This window comes from Pseudomonas sp. SWRI77, from assembly GCF_014269105.1.
GTDB lineage: Bacteria > Pseudomonadota > Gammaproteobacteria > Pseudomonadales > Pseudomonadaceae > Aquipseudomonas > Aquipseudomonas capeferrum.
The window spans coordinates 66,596-86,351 of record NZ_JABWRV010000021.1 but is presented as its reverse complement, the minus strand read 5'-3'; the positions used below and the strand labels follow the sequence as shown (position 1 = coordinate 86,351).

Sequence of the window (19,756 nt, the reverse complement as noted above, 5' to 3'; positions counted from 1 at the left end):
TTGCACGCCTTGGCCAGGCCTGTTCGATTGGCCGGTTCAGTAACGGATCATCACCGACTTGAGCTCGGTGAAGTCATCGATGAACGCCGAGCCGAACTCGCGGCCGATGCCGGACGCCTTGATACCGCCAAACGGCACGGCCGGGTCGAGCAGGGTGTGCATGTTGACCCACAAGGTGCCGGCCTGGATTTCCGGCACCAGGCGCATGGCCTTGCCCAGGTCGTTGGTCCATAGGCTGGCGCTCAGGCCATAAGGCGTCGCGTTCATCAGGTGCAGCAGTTCGTCTTCGTCGTCGTAAGGCAGGAAGGTCGCCACCGGGCCGAAGGTTTCCTGGTTCAGCAAGGTGTCGCTGGCGGCCTTGGCGAGGATCACCGTCGGTTCGACGAAGCAGCCCGGCCCCTCGCCAATCTGCCCGCCATGGATGATCTGGCTGCCCTCGGCGCGCGCGGTGGCGAACAGCTCGGCCAATTTTTGCTGGTGCGGCTTGTTGGCCACTGGGCCGAACTGGGTGGCCTCATCCAGGGGGGAGCCGACCTTCAGCTGGCTCAGGCGCTGGGACAGCGCATCGAGCAGCGGGTCGATGCGCGAGCGGTGGACGAAGAAGCGCTCACCCGCTGCGCAGATTTGCCCTGAGTGCAGGAAGCCGGCCTCGATGACGCCATCGACGGCCTTGTCGAGCGCCACGTCAGGCAGGAATGCCACTGAGTTCTTGCCACCCAGCTCCAGAGTCGCCCGGGTCAGCTTGGCGCCCATGGCGGCCTGGCCGACGGCGATGCCGGTAGGCACCGAGCCTGTGAACGAGACCTTGTTGGTGCCCGGGTGCTCGATCAATGCCTTGCCCACCAGGCCGCCACCGGTCAGCACGTTGAGCGCGCCCGGCGGCAGGCCGGCCTGGCTGGCCAGCTCGGCGATGCGCAGCAGCGTCAGGGGCGTGAACTCGCTGGGCTTGAGGACGATACTGCAGCCGGTGGTCAGGGCCGAGGCCAGTTTCCAGATGGCGATCATGGTGGCGAAGTTCCACGGCACGATGCCCACGACCACGCCGATCGGTTCGCGCAGGGTGAATGCACTGTAGCGCTCACCGGCGAACGAGGGCAGGGACGGGGTGATGGTCTGGCCGGTGATCTTGGTGGCCCAGCCTGCGTAATAGCGCAAGAAGTGCGCGGCCTGCTCGACTTCGAAAGCGCGCGCGATACCGATCAGCTTGCCCGACTGCAAGGTTTCGAGCTGGGCCAGTTCTTCGCGGTTGGCTTCCAGCAGGTCGGCCAGTTTGAACAGCACGGCGGCGCGGGCGGCGGGGCTGGTGCGCGACCACGTGGTGAAGCCCTGGCGGGCCGAGCTCACGGCATGCTCCACATCGGCCTGGTTGGCGTCGGCGATGCGGGCGATGGTTTCGCCATCGGCCGGGTTGACCACCGCAAGGGTCGCAGACGATTGGCTCGCCAGGTGTTGGCCGTGAATGAACACGCCATGTTGTCGGGCCATGAATGCGGTGACCGCGGGAAGAAGGGTAATGTCGCTCATGCAGGCTCCTGAGGCAGAGACGCGGCCCGGCAGGCCGCCAAAGCGTCGAGCATAGTGAGCGGGCACGGTGTTGATCTTGCATCTCCCTGACGCCGGCATGACGCTGCCTGCCAGGCGTGATGGCATTGGCAGGCAGCAACAAGGGCGACGGCAGCCATGGGCAAGACGCCCTGCCAGCTGCGGCGCACAGTGGGGGCGCAGGGAGGCAAACAACAGCCGTGCGTGCAGGTTCGCTTGCCGCGTTCAACGCCACAAAAACAAGCCGGGGCATAACGATGTCACTCAACAATAAGCTCACCGAGCATCTCAACCGGGGCACTGTCGGGTTCCCCACTGCGCTGGCCAGCACCGTCGGGCTGATCATGGCCAGCCCGGTGATCCTTACCGCGACCATGGGCTTTGGCATTGGCGGCGGTGCCTTCGCCATGGCCATGGTCATCGCGGCATTGATGATGCTGGCGCAGTCGACCACCTTCGCCGAGGCGGCGGCGATACTGCCGACTACAGGGTCGGTGTACGACTACATCAACTGCGGCATGGGCCGATTCTTCGCCATCACCGGCACCTTGTCGGCCTACCTGATCGTGCACGTGTTCGCCGGTACCGCCGAGACCATTCTGTCTGGCGTCATGGCCCTGGTGAACTTCGAGCACCTCAATACCCTGGCGGAGTCCGCAGGGGGCTCGTGGCTGCTCGGCGTGTTCTTCGTGTTGGCGTTCGCGGTGCTCAATGCTTTTGGCGTCAGTGCCTTCAGCCGCGCCGAGGTGATCCTGACCTTCGGCATGTGGACCACGCTGATGGTGTTTGGCGTGCTCGGCTTGATCGCTGCGCCGGCGGTTGAGCTGGAAGGGCCGTTCGGCGCTTCGCTGGTCGGCACCGACCTGATGACCATCCTCTCGCTGATCGGCATGGCCATGTTCATGTTCGTCGGGTGTGAGTTCGTCACCCCGCTGGCGCCGGAGCTGCGCCGTTCGGCCTGGGTGTTGCCGCGGGCCATGGCGTTGGGTTTGTTTGGCGTGGCCAGCTGCATGTTCATCTACGGCGCGGCGATGAAGCGCCAGGTGGAAAACGTCGTGCTCGATGCCGCCAGCGGTGTGCACCTGCTCGACACGCCTATGGCCATCCCGCGTTTCGCCGAGCAGGTGATGGGCGATATCGGCCCGGTGTGGCTGGGTATCGGCTTTCTGTTTGCCGGCGCTGCCACCATCAACACCTTGATGGCCGGGGTGCCGCGCATCCTCTACGGCATGGCGGTGGATGGTGCACTGCCCAAGGCTTTCAGCTACCTGCATCCGCGCTTCAAGACGCCTTTGCTGTGCATTCTGGTGGTTGCCTTGATCCCGTGCCTGCACGCCTGGTACCTGGGGGGCAACCCGGACAACATCCTGCACCTGGTACTGGCGGCGGTGTGTGCCTGGAGCACCGCTTACCTGCTGGTGACGTTGTCGGTGGTGATCCTGCGCATCCGTCGTCCGGACCTGCCACGTGCCTACCGCTCGCCGTTGTTCCCGCTGCCGCAGATCCTCTCCAGCAGCGGTATCGTCATCGGCATGGCGTTCATCACCCCACCGGGCATGAACCCGGCCGATATCTACGTGCCGTTCGCCATCATGCTGGCCGGCACCGCGACCTATGCGCTGTTCTGGACGCTGTGCGTACAGAAGGTCAACCCGTTCAAGCCGGCGCGGGTCGAGGATGTGCTGGCACAAGAATTCGCGGCAGAGCCGGGCCCTGCAGTGGAGCACATGCAGCATGATCAGACATTTGCGTGAGCGCCTGCTGGCGCCGCGTGCCCCAACCGGTTACCGGCCAGGGGCTACGCTGGGGCTGCTGTCGCGTAACCTGGGGCAGGTACAGATGCACCTGCTGGAACCCGCCCGCGCGGTGCTCGACAACCCCGCCCAAGGCTGGCGTGCCGAGGTGCGCGAGTGCGTCGAGGCGCACTTGCTGATGCACGTGGTGACCTGCGAATTCCACCTGTGCCTGCCTGCCCTGCAAGGGGGCGAGGTGAGGCTTGAATTGCGTCACGCTGGTGCAATCCGCCGTACGGGCCTGGCCTGCGTGTACCGCAGCGGTGACAAGGCGCGCTTCATCCAGGCACGTGACCTGCTGCTGAGCAATGCGCAACTGACCGCCGCGCTCATGCCGCTGGATTTCAAGCGCCTGGCCCTGGAATGCCGCGATGGCCACTGGTGGCTGACCCTGGAACACATGGGCGGCAGCGAAGTGGTCAACCGCATGCCGGCGTTCCGGCGCTACATCCAGATCAGCCCGCCGCAGCGGGCGCACCTGATGGCTTGCCTCGGCCTGTTCGGGGAGTCGCTACCCCGCCTCTGACCTTTTTCTGGCACGTGCCTTGCTCCTGTTTCAGGCGAGAGATCACAGTTGTGCGGTCATTGATAACATGTTAACAATGGCCGCATAACAACAAATTCTGCGTCGAGGGCATCCATGCACACTCAACAACCCAATCGTCAGGGGCTGGAAAGCTGGACCACGGCCATGCAGCAGATCTGCGGCCGTTTCGAGACAGCGCTGGCCTCCAACCATTCCTTGTTCATCGGCGAAGTCTCCACGTTTTCCCGTGCGGGCCTGCCGCTGGCCAACCTGCGCACCAACGCCGGCAACATCCGCCGGCTGGGCGATAACCCGACCCTGGACGATGACCAGCATTGCTTTCTGGTCAGCCAGCGCATGGGGCATTCGACGGTGGCGCAAGGCGGCATGAGCGTCAGCCTGGCGCCGGGTGAATTGTTGCTGATGGATTCGGTCGGGCGTTGCGAAATCACCCCCAACGGCCTGATCGAACATGTGTCGCTGGCCCTTTCCCGCGAGCAGGTGCGCAAGCATGTACAAGGCGCGGGGGCAATGTTTGGCAAGATCTCCTCGACCAATGCCTGTGGGCGCATGCTGCATGTGCTGATGGACCAACTGTGCAAGGACGACCATGTCAGTGGCGATGGTGCACAAGGCGATGCGCTGCAGACTGCATTCATTGCGCTGCTCGAACCGGGCTTCGAGCGTAATGGCGACGGCGCTTGCAACCTGGGGCCGCTCAGTGGTGGCAACCTGCGCAGCTACGTGCAGCAGGTGATTGATGAGTCCCTGTCGCAGCCGGGGCTGACACCGGCCAACCTGGCGGGCCGGCTGAATATTTCGGTTCGCCACCTGTACCGGTTGTTCGAGGAGGAGGGCGACAGCGTCTGCCGCTACATCCAGCGAGCGCGCCTGAAGCGCAGCGCGGACGACCTGGCCAACCCGTTCTTCAAGCGTGAGTCGATTACCTCGATCGCCTACAAGTGGGGCTTTACCGACTCGGCGCATTTCAGCCGCTCGTTCAAGAAGCAGTTCGAGCAATCGCCCAAGGACTTCCGCGCACAGGCCATGGTCATGTAGGCCTCAGCTCACCGCCTGTTGTACGCCTTGCCGAGTGGCGGTGAGGGTCATGGCAGTGCTTCAGTAATGAAAGCAAAGGTTCAGCGGCGGCCGTTGAAATAGCCCGAAAGCTGGTGCACGGCTTTGCCGGCGGTAAGCAGTAGCGGGCGGAAATGGTCCTTGCCGAAGATCCGCGCATGCTTGACCGAGCTGACCAGCTCATAGCGTGCCGACCCTTCGTGCATGCCTTCGGCGAGAAGTTTGCAAATGATGTGGCTGGGGGTGACGCCGAAACCCGAATAGCCCTGGACATAGAACGCGTTAGGACGATTGCTCAGCGTACCGATCTGGGGGAACAGGTTGGCGCTGGTGGCCATCGGGCCGCCCCAGGCCAGGTCGATGCGCACGTCCTTGAGGTACGGAAAAATCTTCAGCATCAGGGCGCGGTTCCACGCCTTGAGGTCCAGCGGGATGTGTTCGATGCAGGAGGTGGCGGCGCCGAACAGCAGGCGGTTCTCGCGGGTGACGCGGTAGTAGTCGATCACCGGGCGGATATCGCTGTAGGCGCCACGGATCGGGCTGATGCGCGCGATCAGTTGATCCGGCAGCGGCTCGGTCATCATCTGGAAGGCGTAGGTGTTGACGGTGCGCGCGTGCAGCTCCGGCTCCAGCTTGTTGAGAAAACTGTCGCACGCCCACAGCAGTTTGCTTGCACGTACCGAGCCGCGGCCGGTGCGCACCTTGATACGCTCGCCGTAGCTCACTTCGAGCGCCGGGCTGTGCTCGAAAATGCGCGCACCGTGGCCGACCAGGGCCTGGGCCTCGCCAAGCAGCAGGTTGAGCGAATGCACGTGGCCACCGCCCATGTGCAGCAGGGCACTGCTGTAGGCGTCGCTGCCGATGATCTGGCGCACATCCGAGCCTTCCAGGTAGCGGATTTCGTCTTGCGAATTGATGGCCTTGAACTGCTTCTCCCACGCGCGCAGGGTGTTCGCCTGGCGGCGATTGAAGCCCATGTAGCCGTAACCATGGCAGAAGTCGGCGTCGATGGCGTAGCGGGCGATGCGCGCCTGGATGATGCCGGCGCCCAGTTCGCTGAGCGCGAAGATTTCCTGCAGGCCCTGGTCGCCGACACTGCTTCTGATCTTCTCCAGGTCATGGCCGATGCCCGCCATGATCTGCCCGCCGTTGCGCCCGGTGCCGCCGAAACCCAAGTAGCGGGCTTCGAGCACGACGATGTTGGTCACACCTTTTTCGGCCAGTTCCAGCGCCGTGTTGATGCCGGAAAACCCGCCACCGATGACCACCACATCCGCCTCGATGTCATGTTCCAAAGTGGGGTAGTTCAAGTTGTACTTTTTGGTTGCGCCGTAATAGGTCGGGCTTTCGAGGGTGATCATGACGCAGCCTGCCGAATGGGAGTTGTGATAGGGCTGTTTCGCAAGCGCACTGGCACATGCGGCCATTGAACGCCTGGCTATCGCCGGGGGTCTTGTCCTTGCCTGCCCCCCGAGTGTAACCAGCCTGCCAGCGTGGCGTACGGGCCCGTCATCGGCAGATTGGTTAATGTATTAATGAGCCTGCGATGGCATACTGGCCTGCTCGCCACTTTCCATGATGCTCGGGCACGCATGACCACACCAAGACCCTCTTTGACCCTGACCCTGCTACAGGCGCGTGAAGCCACGATGGCGTTCTTTCGACCGGCATTGAATGCCCATGACCTGACCGAACAGCAATGGCGGGTCATTCGCATTCTGCGCCAGCAAGGCGAGCTGGAAAGCCATCAGCTTGCCGAGCTTGCCTGCATCCTCAAGCCCAGCATGAGCGGCGTGCTCAAGCGGCTCGAACGCGACGGGGTGGTTGCACGGCGAAAGTCGCCGGAAGACCAGCGGCGGGTGTTCATCACGCTGACCGACAAGGGGCAGCAGGCGTTTCTGGCCATGAGCGAAGAAATGGCCCGCAACTACGACAGGATCCTCAGCCAGTTCGGCGAGGCAAAACTCGAGCAACTGATGCAACTGCTCAACGAGATGAAAAAGATCAGACCGTGATACGCCAACGGCCTTGTTTCATCGGCTGATGGCGCCATGGAAAGTACAATTTTCCCGCCGTAACGTGCATTCCGAGGTTTGGCCTTACCTCACATACTGAACGTGTCATTGCAGACTTCCCGGCTGTTCCTTCGCACCCAAACGCCCGCAACGACGGGCTTGGCGCAGCCGCTGTCGACTATCCAATAACAAGAGACCGTTCATGAAAAAGCCAAACTCCCTGCTGGAAGACCTCACGTCGATCTTGCCGACGATTGCCGCCAATGCTGTGCGCGCGGAGCAGGATCGTAGTGTCCCGGCAGAGAATATCGCGCTGCTCAAAAGCATCGGCATGCACCGCGCCTTCTTGCCAAAGCATTACGGCGGCATGGAGATTTCGCTGCCGCAGTTTGCCCAGTGCATCGCCACGCTGGCAGGCGCCTGCGCCAGCACCGCCTGGGCCATGAGCCTGCTGTGCACCCACAGCCACCAGATGGCGATGTTCTCGCCCAAGCTGCAGCAGGAGGTGTGGCAAGCCAACCCGGATGCAACGGCCAGCAGCAGCATTGCGCCCTTTGGCCGTACCGAAGAGGTCGAAGGCGGCGTGACCTTCAGCGGTGAAATGGGCTGGAGCTCCGGTTGCGACCATGCCGAGTGGGCGATCATGGGGTTCCGCCGGCAGAATGCAGAGGGCACCCAGGACTATTGCTTCGCCATTCTGCCGCGCAGCGATTATGAAATCCGTGATGACTGGTATGCCGTCGGCATGCGTGGCAGCGGCAGCAAGACCTTGATCGTGCGTGACGCCTTCGTGCCGGAGCACCGCATCCAGAAGGCCAAGGACATGATGGAGGGCAAGTCGGCAGGCTTTGGCCTGTACCCGGACAGCAAGATCTTCTTCGCCCCGTACCGCCCCTATTTTGCCAGTGGTTTCTCCACCGTCAGCCTTGGTGTCGCCGAGCGCATGCTGGCGGTGTTCCGCGAGAAAACCCGCAACCGCGTGCGCGCCTACACCGGTGCTGCGGTGGGCGCGGCAACGCCGGCACTCATGCGCCTGGCCGAGTCCACGCATCAAGTCGCCGCCGCACGAGCCCTGCTGGAAAAAAGCTGGGAAGAGATCGCCGAACACAGCGAGCGCCACCAATACCCGACCCGCGCCACCCTGGCGTTCTGGCGCACCAACCAGGGCTATGCCGTGAAGATGTGCATCCAGGCGGTAGACCGGCTGATGGAAGCGGCCGGTGGCGGCGCCTGGTTCGAAAGCAACGAGATGCAGCGCCTGTTCCGCGATGCGCACCTGACCGGTGCCCATGCCTACACCGATTACGACGTGTGCGCGCAAATCCTCGGCCGCGAGCTGATGGGCCTGGAGCCTGACCCGGCGATGGTCTGAGCCGCCGGCTGGCCGATCCCCCTTACAACTACAACAACGAACAGGGCAGGCTCTTGGTCTGCCCGGGAGTCTTGCATGTCCAATGAAACCGCAACTGCCACTGGCTTCGATAGCCGTGCCTTCCGCCGCGCGCTGGGCAACTTCGCCACCGGCGTGACCGTTGTCACCGCAGCAGCCCCCGGCGGGCGCACGGTCGGCGTCACCGCCAACAGCTTCAACTCGGTATCGCTGGAGCCGGCGTTGATCTTGTGGAGCATCGACAAACGCTCCACCAGCCACGAGGTGTTCGAGCAAGCGTCGCACTTTGCCGTGAACATTCTGGCGGCGGACCAGATCGAGCTTTCCAACAACTTCGCACGGCCCAAGGACGACCGTTTTGCCGGTGTCGAATGCGAGCAAGGGGCGGGCGGCGCACCGCTGCTGGCCGACTGCTCGGCGCGTTTTCAGTGTGAGAAGTTTCAGCAACTGGACGGTGGTGACCACTGGATACTGATCGGCAAGGTGGTGGCGTTCGATGACTTCGGCCGCTCACCGTTGCTGTACCACCAGGGGGCCTACTCGATGGTGCTGCCCCATACCCGCATGACCCAGCGTGCCGAGGGCCAGGCGCCGAGCAGCCACTTCCAGGGCCGCCTGCAGCACAACCTGTACTACCTGATGACCCAGGCGTTGCGGGCTTACCAGAGTGACTATCAGCCACGGCAACTGAGCACCGGCCTGCGTACCAGCGAAGCGCGGATGCTGATGGTGCTGGAGAACGATGCCGGGCTAGGCCTGAACGACCTGCAGCGTGAAGTGGCGATGCCGGCCCGGGAAATCGAGGAAGCGGTTGCCAACCTCAAGCGCAAGGGGTTGATTGCTGATGAGGAGGGCCGTGTGCGGCTTTCGGTCAAAGGTGTGGATGAGACCGAGATGCTCTGGACCATTGCCAGGGAGCAACAGGACAAGGTGTTTGGGCAGTTCAGTGATGAGCAGCTGCACACCTTCAAGACGGTGTTGAGGGCGATCATCCAGGGGTAGGGCATTGCAGACTGGGGCCGCGTTGCGGCCCTTTCGCGACGCAAGGCCGCTCCTACCGTCAGCGCCATACGCTGTGCCTGTAGGAGCGGCCTTGCGTCGCGAAAGGGGCGCAACGCGCCCCCCAAAGGTTGTCAGTAAACGCCGCCCCCATCACCAACCGCAGACGCCCCCCCCTTGAACGCACCCGCCAACGCCGTGAGCCCACGCATCAGCACCGTGGTATCCACCCCCACCGCCACAAACGCAGCGCCCAACGCAATATAGCGCCGTGCCAGCGTCTGGTCCGCGCTGAGAATCCCCGCCGCCTTGCCCGCCTGGCCGATACGCACGATCGCGTCCTCGATGGCCGCTTGCACTTCAGGATGCCCAGGGTTGCCCCGATGGCCCATGGCGGCGCTCAGGTCGGCCGGGCCGATGAACACACCATCGACACCCTCGACCGCCACGATCTCATCCAGGTTGGCCAGCCCTTCCATGTTCTCGATCTGCACCAGCAAACACATTTGCGCATCAGCCTGGTCGAGGTAGCCGGGGATGCTGTTCCAGCGTGACGCCCGCGCCAGCGCGCTGCCCACGCCGCGTATGCCCTTGGGCGGGTAATGCATGGCCTGCACCAGCTGGCGCGCCTGCGCGGCGCTTTCCACCATCGGCACCAGCAAAGTCTGCGCGCCGATATCCAGCACTTGCTTGATCAGCGCGGTATCGCCAATCACCGGGCGGATCACCGCCTGGCTGGCGTAAGGCGCCACCGCCTGCAACTGCGCGAGCATGCCGCGCAGGTCGTTGGGTGCGTGCTCACCGTCGATCAACAGCCAGTCGAAGCCGGCGTTGGCGGCAAGCTCCGCGCAGTATGCATCGGCCAGGCCGAGCCACAGGCCGATCTGCGCCTCGCCACTGCGCAGGCGTTGTTTGAAACGGTTGACGGGCATGTCCATGGGCAAGTCCTCAGACGAAACGGCAGGCAATCGAGCCGAGTTGGTCGTAGTCGACGTGGAAGGTGTCGCCCGGCCGTGCGGCCACCGGGCGGGTGAAGGAGCCGCCCAGGATGATCTGCCCCGGCTGCAGCGTGACGTCATACGCGGCCAGCTTGTTGGCCAGCCAGGCGACGCCCTTGGCCGGGTGGTTGAGCACCGCAGCGCTGACCCCGGACTCCTCGATCACACCATTGCGGTACAGCACGGCTGGCACCTTGCGCAGGTCGATCTCGGTGGGGCGCACGGCGCGTCCGCCCATCACCACGCCCGCATTGGCGGCGTTGTCGGAAATGGTGTCGAACACCTTGCGTGTGGCCTGGGTCTGCGGGTCGACCTGCTGGATACGGGCGTCGATGATCTCAAGCGCAGGGATCACCCACTCGGTGGCGTCCAGTACATCGAACACCGTGACATTCGGGCCCTTGAGCGGCTTGCCGAGAATGAAGGCCAGCTCCACTTCGACGCGCGGCACGATGAACCGCTCGAAGGGGATGTCGGTGCCTTCATCGAACAGCATGTCGTCCAGCAGGGCGCCGTAGTCAGGCTCGGTGATGTTCGACGACACCTGCATGGCGCGTGAGGTCAGGCCGATCTTGTGGCCGACCAGCTTGCGCCCGGCCGCGATCTTCTTGGCGACCCAGGCGCGCTGGATGGCGTAGGCATCTTCGATAGTGATAGCGGGTTGGTCGAGCGAGAACTGGCGCACCTGTTCGCGCGTGCGCTCGGCCTGGTCGAGGCGCTCGGCCGCCTGTTGAATGAAAGCGTTATCAAGCATGGTCAGAGTCTCTGCGTTCAAGGGTTGACGATGGCGGCGCGGGTGCGCAGCACCAGCAGGCCGCCGAGGGTGATGAAAGTGGCGAGCACATACAGCGCAAGGCTGGCGCTTTGCGTGGTGTCGCGGACCCAGCCGATGAAGTACGGTGTGGCGAACGAGGCGATGCTGCCCAGCGAGCTGATCAGGGCAATGCCAGCCGCCTGGGTACGGTCATTGAGAAACGCCGGTGGCAGTTGCCAGAACATCGGCAGGGCGGCGCTCGCACCCATGCCTGCCAGTACCAGGCCGGCCAATACCGGCAGCGGCTGAGAGGGCGCAAGGGCGGCGATCGCGATACCGGCAGCGGCCATCAACAGCGGGATGGACAAGTGCCAGCGGCGCTCGCGGTGGCGGTCGGACGAGCGCCCGCAGGCCAGCATGAACACGCAGCCGGCCAGGTACGGCACGGCGCTGAGCAGGCCGACACTGGCGTCGCTGGCGATGCCGGCGGTGTGGATCAGGCTGGGCATCCAGAATGCCAAGGTGTTCACCGCCAGCATCACCGCGCTGTACACCGCCACCAGCAACCACAGCGCAGGGCTGGCGAGGATGCCGGCGAACGAGGTAACCGGCTTGCGCTGTTCTTCCTGGCCGAACTGGGCGCGCAGGGCGGCTTTTTGCTGCGCGTCGAGCCAGTTCACCTGCTCGAAGCGTTCCGGCAGGGTGGCCAGCACCACCAGGCCAAGCAGGATGACCGGTGCGCCTTCGAGCAGGAACATCCACTGCCAGCCACGCAGGCCCGCAGCGTCATGCATGAAGGCCAGAATACCGCCAGACAGCGGCCCGCCGACCACCCCCGCCAGCGGCACGGCGATGGCGAACAGCGCGGTGATCTGCGCCCGGCGGCCGGCCGGGTACCAACGGTTGAGGTACACCAGAATGCCTGGGAAGAACCCGGCTTCGGCCGCGCCCAGGGCGAAGCGCAGCAGGTAGAACGCGCTGCTGCTCTCGATCAGCAGCATGCAGGTCGACAGCGCGCCCCACACCACCATCAGGCTGGCGATCCAGCGCCGTGGGCCGAAGCGTTCGAGCATCAGGTTGCTGGGCACAGCGAACAGCGCGTAGGCAATGAAAAACAGCCCGGCGCCCAGCCCGTAGACCGTGTCGGACAGGTGCAGGTCCTGGCTCATCTGCATCTTGGCGAAGCCGATGTTGATGCGGTCCAGGTGGGCGAACAGGTAACACACCAGCAGCAGCGGCATCAGCCGCCAGGTGACGGCCCGGTGTGTACTGTCGATGAGTGTGGCTTGCGCCGTGCTGCGCGAGGCGTGCTCCAGTGTGCTCATATTCTTGTACTTGTAGTGGAGGAGACGTTGAGAGGGGCTGGCTGTGGCTTCAGGCCGGCCTGTTGAACAGCGGGTGCAGGGTGCTGTGCTTGGCGTCGTAGACCTGCGCGGTGCTCTCGTCGATCTGCACGGTGATGCCGATCGGGCGTTGCTGCAGCAGCCCGTCCAGGTGGTGTTTGAGCACTTGCAGCAGGCTGTCGCCCACCGTTTTGTGAACCTCGGCAGCGCGGCCGCTGCCCATCCGCAGGTTGGCGTACAGGAAGCCATAGTCGCCGTTGCCATCGGCTACCGCGCAGTGGGCGGCGGGGTAGGCCAGCACGCGCGTACCGCCGGTGGGGAATACCGCCTTGCCGGCGGCATCGCGCTGTTCAAGCATGGTGTCGGCCAGGGCGCGGCACAGGGCCGGGATATCGGCGTCGGCTTCCAGGTCGGGGGTGTAGAGCAGAACCAGGTGTGGCATGAAGGGCATCCTCAGGGCAGGAGTGCCTGGCCGCCGGGCAGGGCGGCCAGGCAGCGGGGTCACAGGCGGCTGGTGGAAAGCACAGCGGCCGGGTTGGCGGCCTGTGCGGCGGGAATGGCCGAACCATCCTGGGGGGTGACCGGGAAGATCGCGTTGATCTGGCCGGTGCCCGACGAGCCGAAGTAGGGCGTTACCACGTCGGCCTTGCCGTCGTACTTCGACCAGCCCAATGCGCCGAGCAGCATTGCGGTGTCATGCATGAACCCTTCGCCGTGGCCCTTGGCAGCGTATTCGGGGAGCATGCCGCAGAAGTCCTCCCATTCGGCGTTTTCCCACATCTTCACCACGCGGTGGTCCAGGGTTTCCAGGAATGGGCTCCACACCTTGGTGGCGAAGTCCGGCGCCTGGCCGTTCTGCGCGAAGCGGTGGGACAGCGAACCGCTGGCCAGGAACGCCACGGTGCCGTCGTAGTGGTCTTCCACGGCCTTGCGCATGGCCCAGCCGAGGCGCGCACTGTCGGCCAGGTAGTGGGAGGTGCACAGCGCCGAGACCGAGACCACCTTGAAGTGCTGGTCCTGGTTCATGTAGCGCATCGGTACCAGGGTGCCGTACTCCGGGCCCAGGGTGGTGGCGTGGTGGGCCATGGTCTCGACGTTGAAGCGGTTGCACGCTTCGGCCAGGATCAGCCCCAGGTCCTTGTTGCCCGGGAACTCGTACGCCATGTTGCTGATGAAGTGCGGCAGTTCATTGGAGGTGTAGACCCCCTTGAAGTGCTCACCACAGAGGATGTGGTAGTTGGCATTGACCAGCCAGTGGGTGTCGAACACCACAATCGTGTCGACCCCCAGCTCACGGCAGCGTCGGCTGATCTCGTAGTGCCCGTCGATGGCGGCTTGCCGAAAGCCCTGACGCGGGCCAGGCAGCTCGGACAGGTACATGCTGGGCACGTGAGTGATTTTGGCTGCGAGCGCCACTTTACCCATGATCAGACTCCTTATTCTTGTAAGTCCCGCAGCGCCGCGGCGGGTTTGCTCGGCGCTGCAGGAGGATGATCACACGCCCCAGCGCGGGATGTGGTGGCTGCCCATGGAAATGCACACGTTCTTGATCTCGGCGAACACTTCGAAGCTGTATTGCCCGCCTTCGCGACCGGTGCCGGAGCCTTTCACGCCGCCGAACGGTTGGCGCAGGTCACGTACGTTCTGGCTGTTGATGAACACCATGCCGGCTTCGATGCCGCGCGCCAGGCGGTGGGCCTTGCCGATGTCCTGGGTCCAGATGTAGGAGGCCAGGCCGTACTCGGTGTCGTTGGCCAGCTGCAGCGCTTGGGCCTCGTCCTTGAACGGGATCAGGCACACCACTGGGCCGAAGATTTCTTCCTGGGCGATGCGCATGCTGTTGTTAACGTCGGCGAACACGGTCGGCTGGATGAACTGCCCCTTGGCCAGGTGCGCTGGCAGGTTGGCCGGGCGCTCCAGGCCGCCTGCGACCAGGCGTGCGCCTTCCTCGATACCGATGCGGATGTAGCCGGTGACCTTGTCGTAGTGCTGCTGGGTGATCATCGAGCCGACTTGGGTTTTCGGGTCGGTCGGGTCACCGACGATCAGGCGCTTGGCGCGGGCAGCGAACTCGGCCACGAACTGCGGGTACACGCTTTCCTGGATGAAGATGCGGCTGCCGGCGGTGCAGCGTTCGCCGTTCAGCGAGAAGATGGTGAACAAGGCCGCGTCCAGGGCGCGCTCCAGGTCGGCGTCCTCGAAGATCAGCACCGGTGACTTGCCGCCCAGCTCCATCGAGTACTTCTTCAGGCCTGCGGTCTGCATGATCTTCTTGCCGGTGGCGGTGCCGCCGGTGAACGAAATCGCCCGCACGTCCGGGTGACGCACCAGCGCATCGCCGGCAGTGGCGCCATAGCCCTGGATCACGTTGAGCACACCGTTGGGGATGCCGGCTTCAACGGCCAGGCGGCCGAGTTCATTGGCGGTCAGCGGCGACAGCTCGCTCATCTTCAGCACCGCGGTGTTGCCCAGCGCCAGGCACGGCGCGGTCTTCCAGGTGGCGGTCATGAACGGCACGTTCCACGGCGACACCAGGGCGCAGACACCCACCGGCTGGTACAGGGTGTAGTTGAGCATCTGGTCGTCGACCGGGTAGCTGTGGCCGTCCATGCGGGTGCACACTTCGGCGAAGAAGTCGAAGTTGTGCGAGGCACGCGGGATCAGCACGTTCTTGGTCTGGTGGATCGGCAGGCCGGTATCGAGGGTTTCCAGCTCGGCCAGTTTCGGCACGTTCTGCTCGATCAGCTCACCCAGCTTGCGCATCAGGCGGGCGCGTTCCTTGGCCGGGGTGTTGGCCCATTTCGGGAAGGCTTCCTTGGCCGCAGCAACCGCCTGGGCCACTTCCTCGGCACCGCCGCTGGCGACTTCGCAGATGGCATCGCCGGTGGCCGGGTTGTAGTTGACGAAGGTGTCTTTGCTCTCGACCTCACGGCCGTTGATCCAGTGCTTGATCATGCTGCTGATGCCTTGTTGTTCTTGAAGAAGTCAGCTTCGCTGACGATACGGTTGACCAGGCGGCCGACGCCTTCTACCTCCACCACCACTTCATCGCCCGGCACCACGTCGGCCAAGCCCTCCGGGGTGCCGGTGGCGATCATGTCGCCAGGTTGCAGGGTCATGAAGCTGGAGAAGTATTCGATCAGGTAGGGGATGTCGAAAATCATGTCCGAGGTGCTGCCTTCCTGCTTCAGCTCGCCGTTGATCCAGGTGCGCAGTTTCAGGTTGCTTACATCCGGCACGTCGGCGGCGTCGACGATCCACGGGCCGACCGGGGTGGTGGCGTCGCGGTTCTTCACCCGCAGGTTGGGGCGATAGTAGTTCTCCAGGTAGTCGCGGATGGCGTAGTCGTTGCAAACGGTGTAGCCGGCAACGTAGCCCAGGGCATCCTTGCGCTTGACGTTCTTCGCCGCTTTACCGATGACCGCGACCAACTCGCACTCGTAGTGCATGTAGGCGACGTTATCTGGGCGCCAGGTGACCTGCTTGTGGCCGGTGTAGGTGCCGGGCGACTTGATGAACGCCAGCGGCTCGGTGGGCGGCGAGAAGGCAAGCTCGGCGGCGTGGTCGGCGTAGTTCAGGCCAAGGGCGAACATGCTGCCGGTGGCCGGCGGCAACCAGGTCACTTGGTCTTCATGCACCAGACGGCCATCGGCCAGACGCAGGTGCTTGTCTTCGACGGTGACGGTGTGGGCTTGGCCGTCGAACTGGATACGGGCGTGTTTCACAGGGTGAGTCCTCATTCGGCGACGATGTGGTTGGTGAGCTTGCCCAGGCCGTCGATTTCGACCTCGACGCGATCGCCCGGCTGCACATCGACGCGGCCTTCGGGGGTGCCGGTGATCAGGATGTCGCCTGCATGCAGGGTCATGAATTCGCTGAGTTCGGCGATCAACTGGGCCACTGTGCGCACGCAGTTGGCGGTGGTGTTGTGCTGGCGCAGTTCACCGTTGACCCACAGGCGCAGGCCGAGGGCGTCCGGGTTGGCGACCTGGGCCGCAGGCACCAGCTCGGGGCCGACCGGGCAGAAGCCATCGCGGCACTTGGCCTTGACCGCAGGGCGGTAGTAGCTGGTTTCAGGCAGGCTGATTTCGTTGACGATGGTGTAGCCCGCCACATAGGCGAGTGCGTCTTCGGCGCTGACCCGGCTGGCGTCCTTGCCGATCACCACGCCCAGCGCAGGGCCCGGTTGCAGGCGCTCGACACCGGCCGGGTACAGCACATTGCCCTCATGGTGATTGCGGGTGTTGGGCGTCTTGATGAACAGCACCGGCTTGACGGGCGGTTGTTTGTAGGGCGCTTCGTGAAACGCCGCTTCGTGCTGCTGCAGCAGACCCTGGTAGTTCAGCGCAACGCCGAACAGGGTGCCGGTCGCAACGTCATGCAGGGCATGGCTCATGCTTTTCTCCAGGCGGTGCAGGGCGGTGGTCGCTCTGCCGAGATTGTTAACGTGTTAATGTTATAGTTAATATGTTAACGAAGGTCAACACATCCGTCAGTGGTATCTGCCGGGCAGCCGGGGCACCATGGGTGAACGTCAACACGGTCAAGCGATTTGCGGGTAAGCAGGCATGAGCGATCGGCATCCGATTCCGAACATCAACATCGGCCAGGTCTACGACCAGCGCTACAGTGACAGCGAGGTGCATTACGACCGGCTGGGCAACCTTGCCGGGTTCTTCGGGCGCAACATGCCCGTGCACCGTCACGACCGGTTTTTTCAGGTGCATTACGTGAAGTCCGGCACGGTGCGGGTGTACCTGGACGATCAGCAGTACATCGAGTCGGGGCCGATGTTTTTCCTGACGCCGCCGACGGTGGCGCACGCCTTCGTCACCGAGGCGGACAGCGACGGCCATGTGCTGACGGTGCGTCAGCAGCTGGTCTGGCAATTGATCGAAGCGGACGCCAGCCTGCTGCCGGCGGGGGTGCAGGTACAGCCTGCCTGCGTTGCCCTGGGCAACGTGCCGGCCGCGTACACGGCCGAGGCGCGCCGGCTGGAGCGCTGGCTGGATGCGCTCAGCGATGAGTTTGCCAGCCCCCACCCGGGGCGCGAGGCGGCACTGCAGTCGCTGACTCGGCTGATCATGGTCAGCTTGCTGCGGCTGTGCCCCAACTCGCTGGAGTCGACGCCGGCCCGGCATGAAGACCTGAAAATCTTCCACCGCTTCAATGCGCTGATCGAGGCGCACTACCTTGAGCATTGGCCGCTGGCGCAGTACGCACAACAGATCGGCGTGACCGAAGCACGCCTTAACGATGTGTGCCGGCGCATTGCCGACTTGCCGTCCAAACGCCTGGTGCTTGAGCGGCTGATGCAGGAGGCCAAGCGCCTGCTGTTGTTTTCCGGCAGCACGGCAAACGAAATCTGCTACCAGCTGGGCTTCAAGGACCCGGCCTATTTCAGCCGGTTCTTCAACCGTTACGCCAAGCTCACGCCCGGCGAATACCGCCAGCGGCAAGCCCAGTTGCAGTGATATGGCCACGTCGGTACGCCCGGATCGGGTTGTGGGTGTTTGATCCGGATGGTCGCAGCTTGCCCCTTGGCCTTGAATGGGTTTTCCATGGAACAGATTGCACTTTCCAGGTGCCTTGTCCCTTTTCGCCTATGCCCCTAATCTTGCCCGTTGTACTCCTATCACAGGCGCCAACATGACCAAGACTCAACCCTCGCTGACGCTGAGCCTGCTGCAGGCCAGGGAGGCTGCGATGGCATTTTTCAGGCCATTGCTGAACGAACATGACCTGACCGAACAACAGTGGCGAGTCATCCGTATCCTCAGCCAGCAGGGCGAACTGGAAAGCTACCAGCTTGCGCACCTGGCCTGCATTCTCAAGCCGAGCATGACCGGGGTATTGAGCCGCCTCGAGCGCGACGGCCTGGTGCGCCGGCAAAAGGCCGCCCAGGACCAGCGGCGCATGTTCGTGAGCCTGACCGAACGTGGCGAGGCCTGCTTCGAGTCGATGCGCGAGGGTATGGAGGCCAACTACCGCAAGATCCAGCAGCAGTTCGGCGAAGACAAGCTGGAGCAACTGATGGGCTTGCTGAATGAGCTCAAGCGCGTTGCGCCGTAGGCTTGGCTGAAGGGAAGGGCCGGCGCAGGCAGCGCACCGGCCTTGCTGCTACAGCACTCAGTATTCCCAGAAGATACGCTGCAGCTCTTTGCTGTCCTGGGTCTTGGTCATTGCCACCATGGCCAGGATGCGGGCTTTTTGCGGGTTGAGGTCGTGGGCCACGACCCAGTCGTTCTTGTCGTCAGGCTGCTCGGCGTTACGCAGCACGAAACCGCCCTGGTTGACGTGGGACGAACGGATGATCTGCACGCCGTTCTTGCGCATCTCTTGCAGCGCCGGCACTACCCGCGACGACACCGAGCCATTACCGGTACCGGCATGGATGATCGCCTTGGCGCCGTTCTGCGCCAGTGCCTTGTAGGCGGTGTCGGTCACGTTGCCGTAGCCGTAGGCGATGTCGACGGCAGGCAGGCTGCTGATCTGCTTGATGTCGAATTCCGAATTGACCGTGTGGCGCTTGGCCGGCAGGCGGAACCAGTAGGATTTGCCTTCCACCACCATGCCCATTGGGCCCCAGGCGCTCTTGAATGCTTCGGTCTTGATGTTGACCGACTTGCTGACATCGCGGCCGGACTGGATTTCATCGTTCATGGTCACCAGTACGCCTTTGCCGCGCGACTGCTTGTCGCTGGCCACGGCCACGGCGTTGTACAGGTTGAGCATGCCGTCTGCCGACATGGCGGTACCCGGGCGCATCGAGCCGACCACCACGATGGGCTTGTCGGTCTTCTCTACCAGGTTGAGGAAGTAGGCGGTCTCTTCCAGGGTGTCGGTACCGTGGGTGATGACGATGCCGTCGACGTCGTTGCTCTCGGCCAGTTCGGCGACGCGCTTGCCCAGTTTCAGCAGGTCTTCGTTGGTGATGCTCTCGGAGGCGATCTGCATCACCTGTTCGCCGCGCACATTGGCCAGGTCTGCCAGCTCCGGCACGCCGGCGATCAGCTTGTCGACGCCAAGCTTGGCGGCCTGGTAGGTGGCACTGTTGGCCGCGCTGGCGCCCGCGCCGGCAATGGTGCCGCCGGTGGCGAGGATGACCACGTTGGCCAGTTTCTGTTGGGTTTCGGCTTCCTTGGCCGAAGCCGTGGTCGGCAGGATCAGCAGCAGAGCGAGTGCGCTGGGGGCAAAGGTTTTAAGTGCAGCATTCATAGTTATTGTTCTCTCTTCCTAATGAGGCGATTGCTGAAGTGCAACAAACGCTAGGCATGTTTCGTACCAGCCTAGATGCGGCTTGTGGTAGGAGCGGCCTT

General features: G+C 63.8%; 19 protein-coding genes. 8 read left to right on the top strand and 11 right to left on the bottom strand.

What is annotated here, in order from left to right:
* Positions 1–36 precede the first annotated feature (36 nt).
* Positions 37–1,524, bottom strand: coding sequence for an aldehyde dehydrogenase family protein (locus tag HU766_RS19480; RefSeq protein WP_186659852.1), 1,488 nt, complete (start codon positions 1,522–1,524; stop codon positions 37–39).
* Positions 1,525–1,799: 275 nt separating this feature from the next.
* Between HU766_RS19480 and HU766_RS19475 the strand changes: the two genes are divergently transcribed.
* The 3 genes from HU766_RS19475 to feaR all read left to right on the top strand — a co-directional run bounded on the left by HU766_RS19475 (position 1,800) and on the right by feaR (position 4,920).
* A complete protein-coding gene (locus HU766_RS19475; protein WP_186659849.1) occupies positions 1,800–3,296 on the top strand; it encodes an APC family permease in 1,497 nt (498 codons plus the stop codon).
* The gene (locus HU766_RS19470) at positions 3,277–3,861 is read left to right on the top strand and encodes a DUF3156 family protein (protein WP_033696899.1); all 585 of its coding nucleotides are present in this window, start codon (positions 3,277–3,279) and stop codon (positions 3,859–3,861) included. The genes HU766_RS19475 and HU766_RS19470 overlap by 20 nt, the downstream gene beginning before the upstream one ends.
* A 114-nt stretch (positions 3,862–3,975) precedes the next feature.
* Positions 3,976–4,920 (top strand): transcriptional regulator FeaR, encoded by a 945-nt coding sequence (gene feaR / locus HU766_RS19465; RefSeq protein WP_156310105.1) that lies wholly within the window; start codon positions 3,976–3,978, stop codon positions 4,918–4,920.
* Between the two features lie 80 nt (positions 4,921–5,000).
* On the opposite strand, the gene HU766_RS19460 is transcribed toward feaR, so the two are convergent.
* Positions 5,001–6,299 carry an FAD-binding oxidoreductase gene (locus HU766_RS19460; RefSeq protein WP_186659847.1) on the bottom strand — a complete coding sequence of 433 codons (1,299 nt, stop codon included), beginning with the start codon at positions 6,297–6,299 and terminating at the stop codon, positions 5,001–5,003.
* Positions 6,300–6,530: 231 nt separating this feature from the next.
* On the opposite strand from HU766_RS19460, the gene hpaR (HU766_RS19455) reads away from it, so the two are divergent.
* From hpaR (HU766_RS19455) to HU766_RS19445, 3 genes are all read left to right on the top strand, one after another.
* Entirely contained in the window at positions 6,531–6,953 is a 423-nt protein-coding gene (gene hpaR / locus HU766_RS19455; RefSeq protein ID WP_186659845.1) for a homoprotocatechuate degradation operon regulator HpaR, read from the top strand.
* A gap of 202 nt (positions 6,954–7,155) precedes the next feature.
* Complete coding sequence (locus HU766_RS19450; protein WP_033696908.1) at positions 7,156–8,325, top strand: p-hydroxyphenylacetate 3-hydroxylase oxygenase component; 1,170 nt, start codon at positions 7,156–7,158, stop codon at positions 8,323–8,325.
* 75 nt (positions 8,326–8,400) lie between these two features.
* Positions 8,401–9,345: a p-hydroxyphenylacetate 3-hydroxylase reductase component gene (locus tag HU766_RS19445; RefSeq protein WP_186659843.1), complete on the top strand. Its 945-nt coding sequence runs from the start codon at positions 8,401–8,403 to the stop codon at positions 9,343–9,345.
* A 131-nt stretch (positions 9,346–9,476) separates the two neighbouring features.
* Here HU766_RS19445 and hpaI read toward each other — a convergent pair whose 3' ends face one another.
* The 8 genes from hpaI to HU766_RS19405 form a co-directional block, all read right to left on the bottom strand.
* Complete coding sequence (hpaI, locus tag HU766_RS19440) at positions 9,477–10,280, bottom strand: 4-hydroxy-2-oxoheptanedioate aldolase (RefSeq protein WP_186659841.1); 804 nt, start codon at positions 10,278–10,280, stop codon at positions 9,477–9,479.
* Positions 10,281–10,290: 10 nt separating this feature from the next.
* Positions 10,291–11,094, bottom strand: a complete 804-nt coding sequence (gene hpaH, locus HU766_RS19435) for a 2-oxo-hept-4-ene-1,7-dioate hydratase (protein ID WP_033696913.1) — start codon at positions 11,092–11,094, stop codon at positions 10,291–10,293.
* 17 nt (positions 11,095–11,111) lie between these two features.
* Complete coding sequence (locus HU766_RS19430; protein ID WP_186659838.1) at positions 11,112–12,419, bottom strand: MFS transporter; 1,308 nt, start codon at positions 12,417–12,419, stop codon at positions 11,112–11,114.
* Between the two features lie 49 nt (positions 12,420–12,468).
* Positions 12,469–12,879 (bottom strand): 5-carboxymethyl-2-hydroxymuconate isomerase, encoded by a 411-nt coding sequence (locus HU766_RS19425; RefSeq protein WP_186659836.1) that lies wholly within the window; start codon positions 12,877–12,879, stop codon positions 12,469–12,471.
* A gap of 59 nt (positions 12,880–12,938) precedes the next feature.
* Positions 12,939–13,862 (bottom strand): 3,4-dihydroxyphenylacetate 2,3-dioxygenase, encoded by a 924-nt coding sequence (gene hpaD / locus HU766_RS19420; protein WP_033696920.1) that lies wholly within the window; start codon positions 13,860–13,862, stop codon positions 12,939–12,941.
* Between the two features lie 69 nt (positions 13,863–13,931).
* On the bottom strand, positions 13,932–15,392 hold the full coding sequence (hpaE, locus tag HU766_RS19415) for a 5-carboxymethyl-2-hydroxymuconate semialdehyde dehydrogenase (protein ID WP_186659834.1): 1,461 nt from the start codon (positions 15,390–15,392) through the stop codon (positions 13,932–13,934).
* Positions 15,389–16,162: a fumarylacetoacetate hydrolase family protein gene (locus HU766_RS19410; protein ID WP_186659833.1), complete on the bottom strand. Its 774-nt coding sequence runs from the start codon at positions 16,160–16,162 to the stop codon at positions 15,389–15,391. Before HU766_RS19410 ends, hpaE begins: the two co-directional genes overlap by 4 nt.
* Before the next feature lie 11 nt (positions 16,163–16,173).
* On the bottom strand, positions 16,174–16,833 hold the full coding sequence (locus tag HU766_RS19405) for a fumarylacetoacetate hydrolase family protein (protein WP_033696928.1): 660 nt from the start codon (positions 16,831–16,833) through the stop codon (positions 16,174–16,176).
* A 172-nt stretch (positions 16,834–17,005) separates the two neighbouring features.
* On the opposite strand from HU766_RS19405, the gene hpaA reads away from it, so the two are divergent.
* Positions 17,006–17,911 carry a 4-hydroxyphenylacetate catabolism regulatory protein HpaA gene (hpaA, locus tag HU766_RS19400; protein ID WP_186659824.1) on the top strand — a complete coding sequence of 302 codons (906 nt, stop codon included), beginning with the start codon at positions 17,006–17,008 and terminating at the stop codon, positions 17,909–17,911.
* A gap of 175 nt (positions 17,912–18,086) precedes the next feature.
* The gene (hpaR, locus tag HU766_RS19395; RefSeq protein ID WP_033696931.1) at positions 18,087–18,509 is read left to right on the top strand and encodes a homoprotocatechuate degradation operon regulator HpaR; all 423 of its coding nucleotides are present in this window, start codon (positions 18,087–18,089) and stop codon (positions 18,507–18,509) included.
* Between the two features lie 57 nt (positions 18,510–18,566).
* On the opposite strand, the gene HU766_RS19390 is transcribed toward hpaR (HU766_RS19395), so the two are convergent.
* The gene (locus HU766_RS19390) at positions 18,567–19,655 is read right to left on the bottom strand and encodes an asparaginase (protein ID WP_186659822.1); all 1,089 of its coding nucleotides are present in this window, start codon (positions 19,653–19,655) and stop codon (positions 18,567–18,569) included.
* Positions 19,656–19,756: the final 101 nt, after the last annotated feature.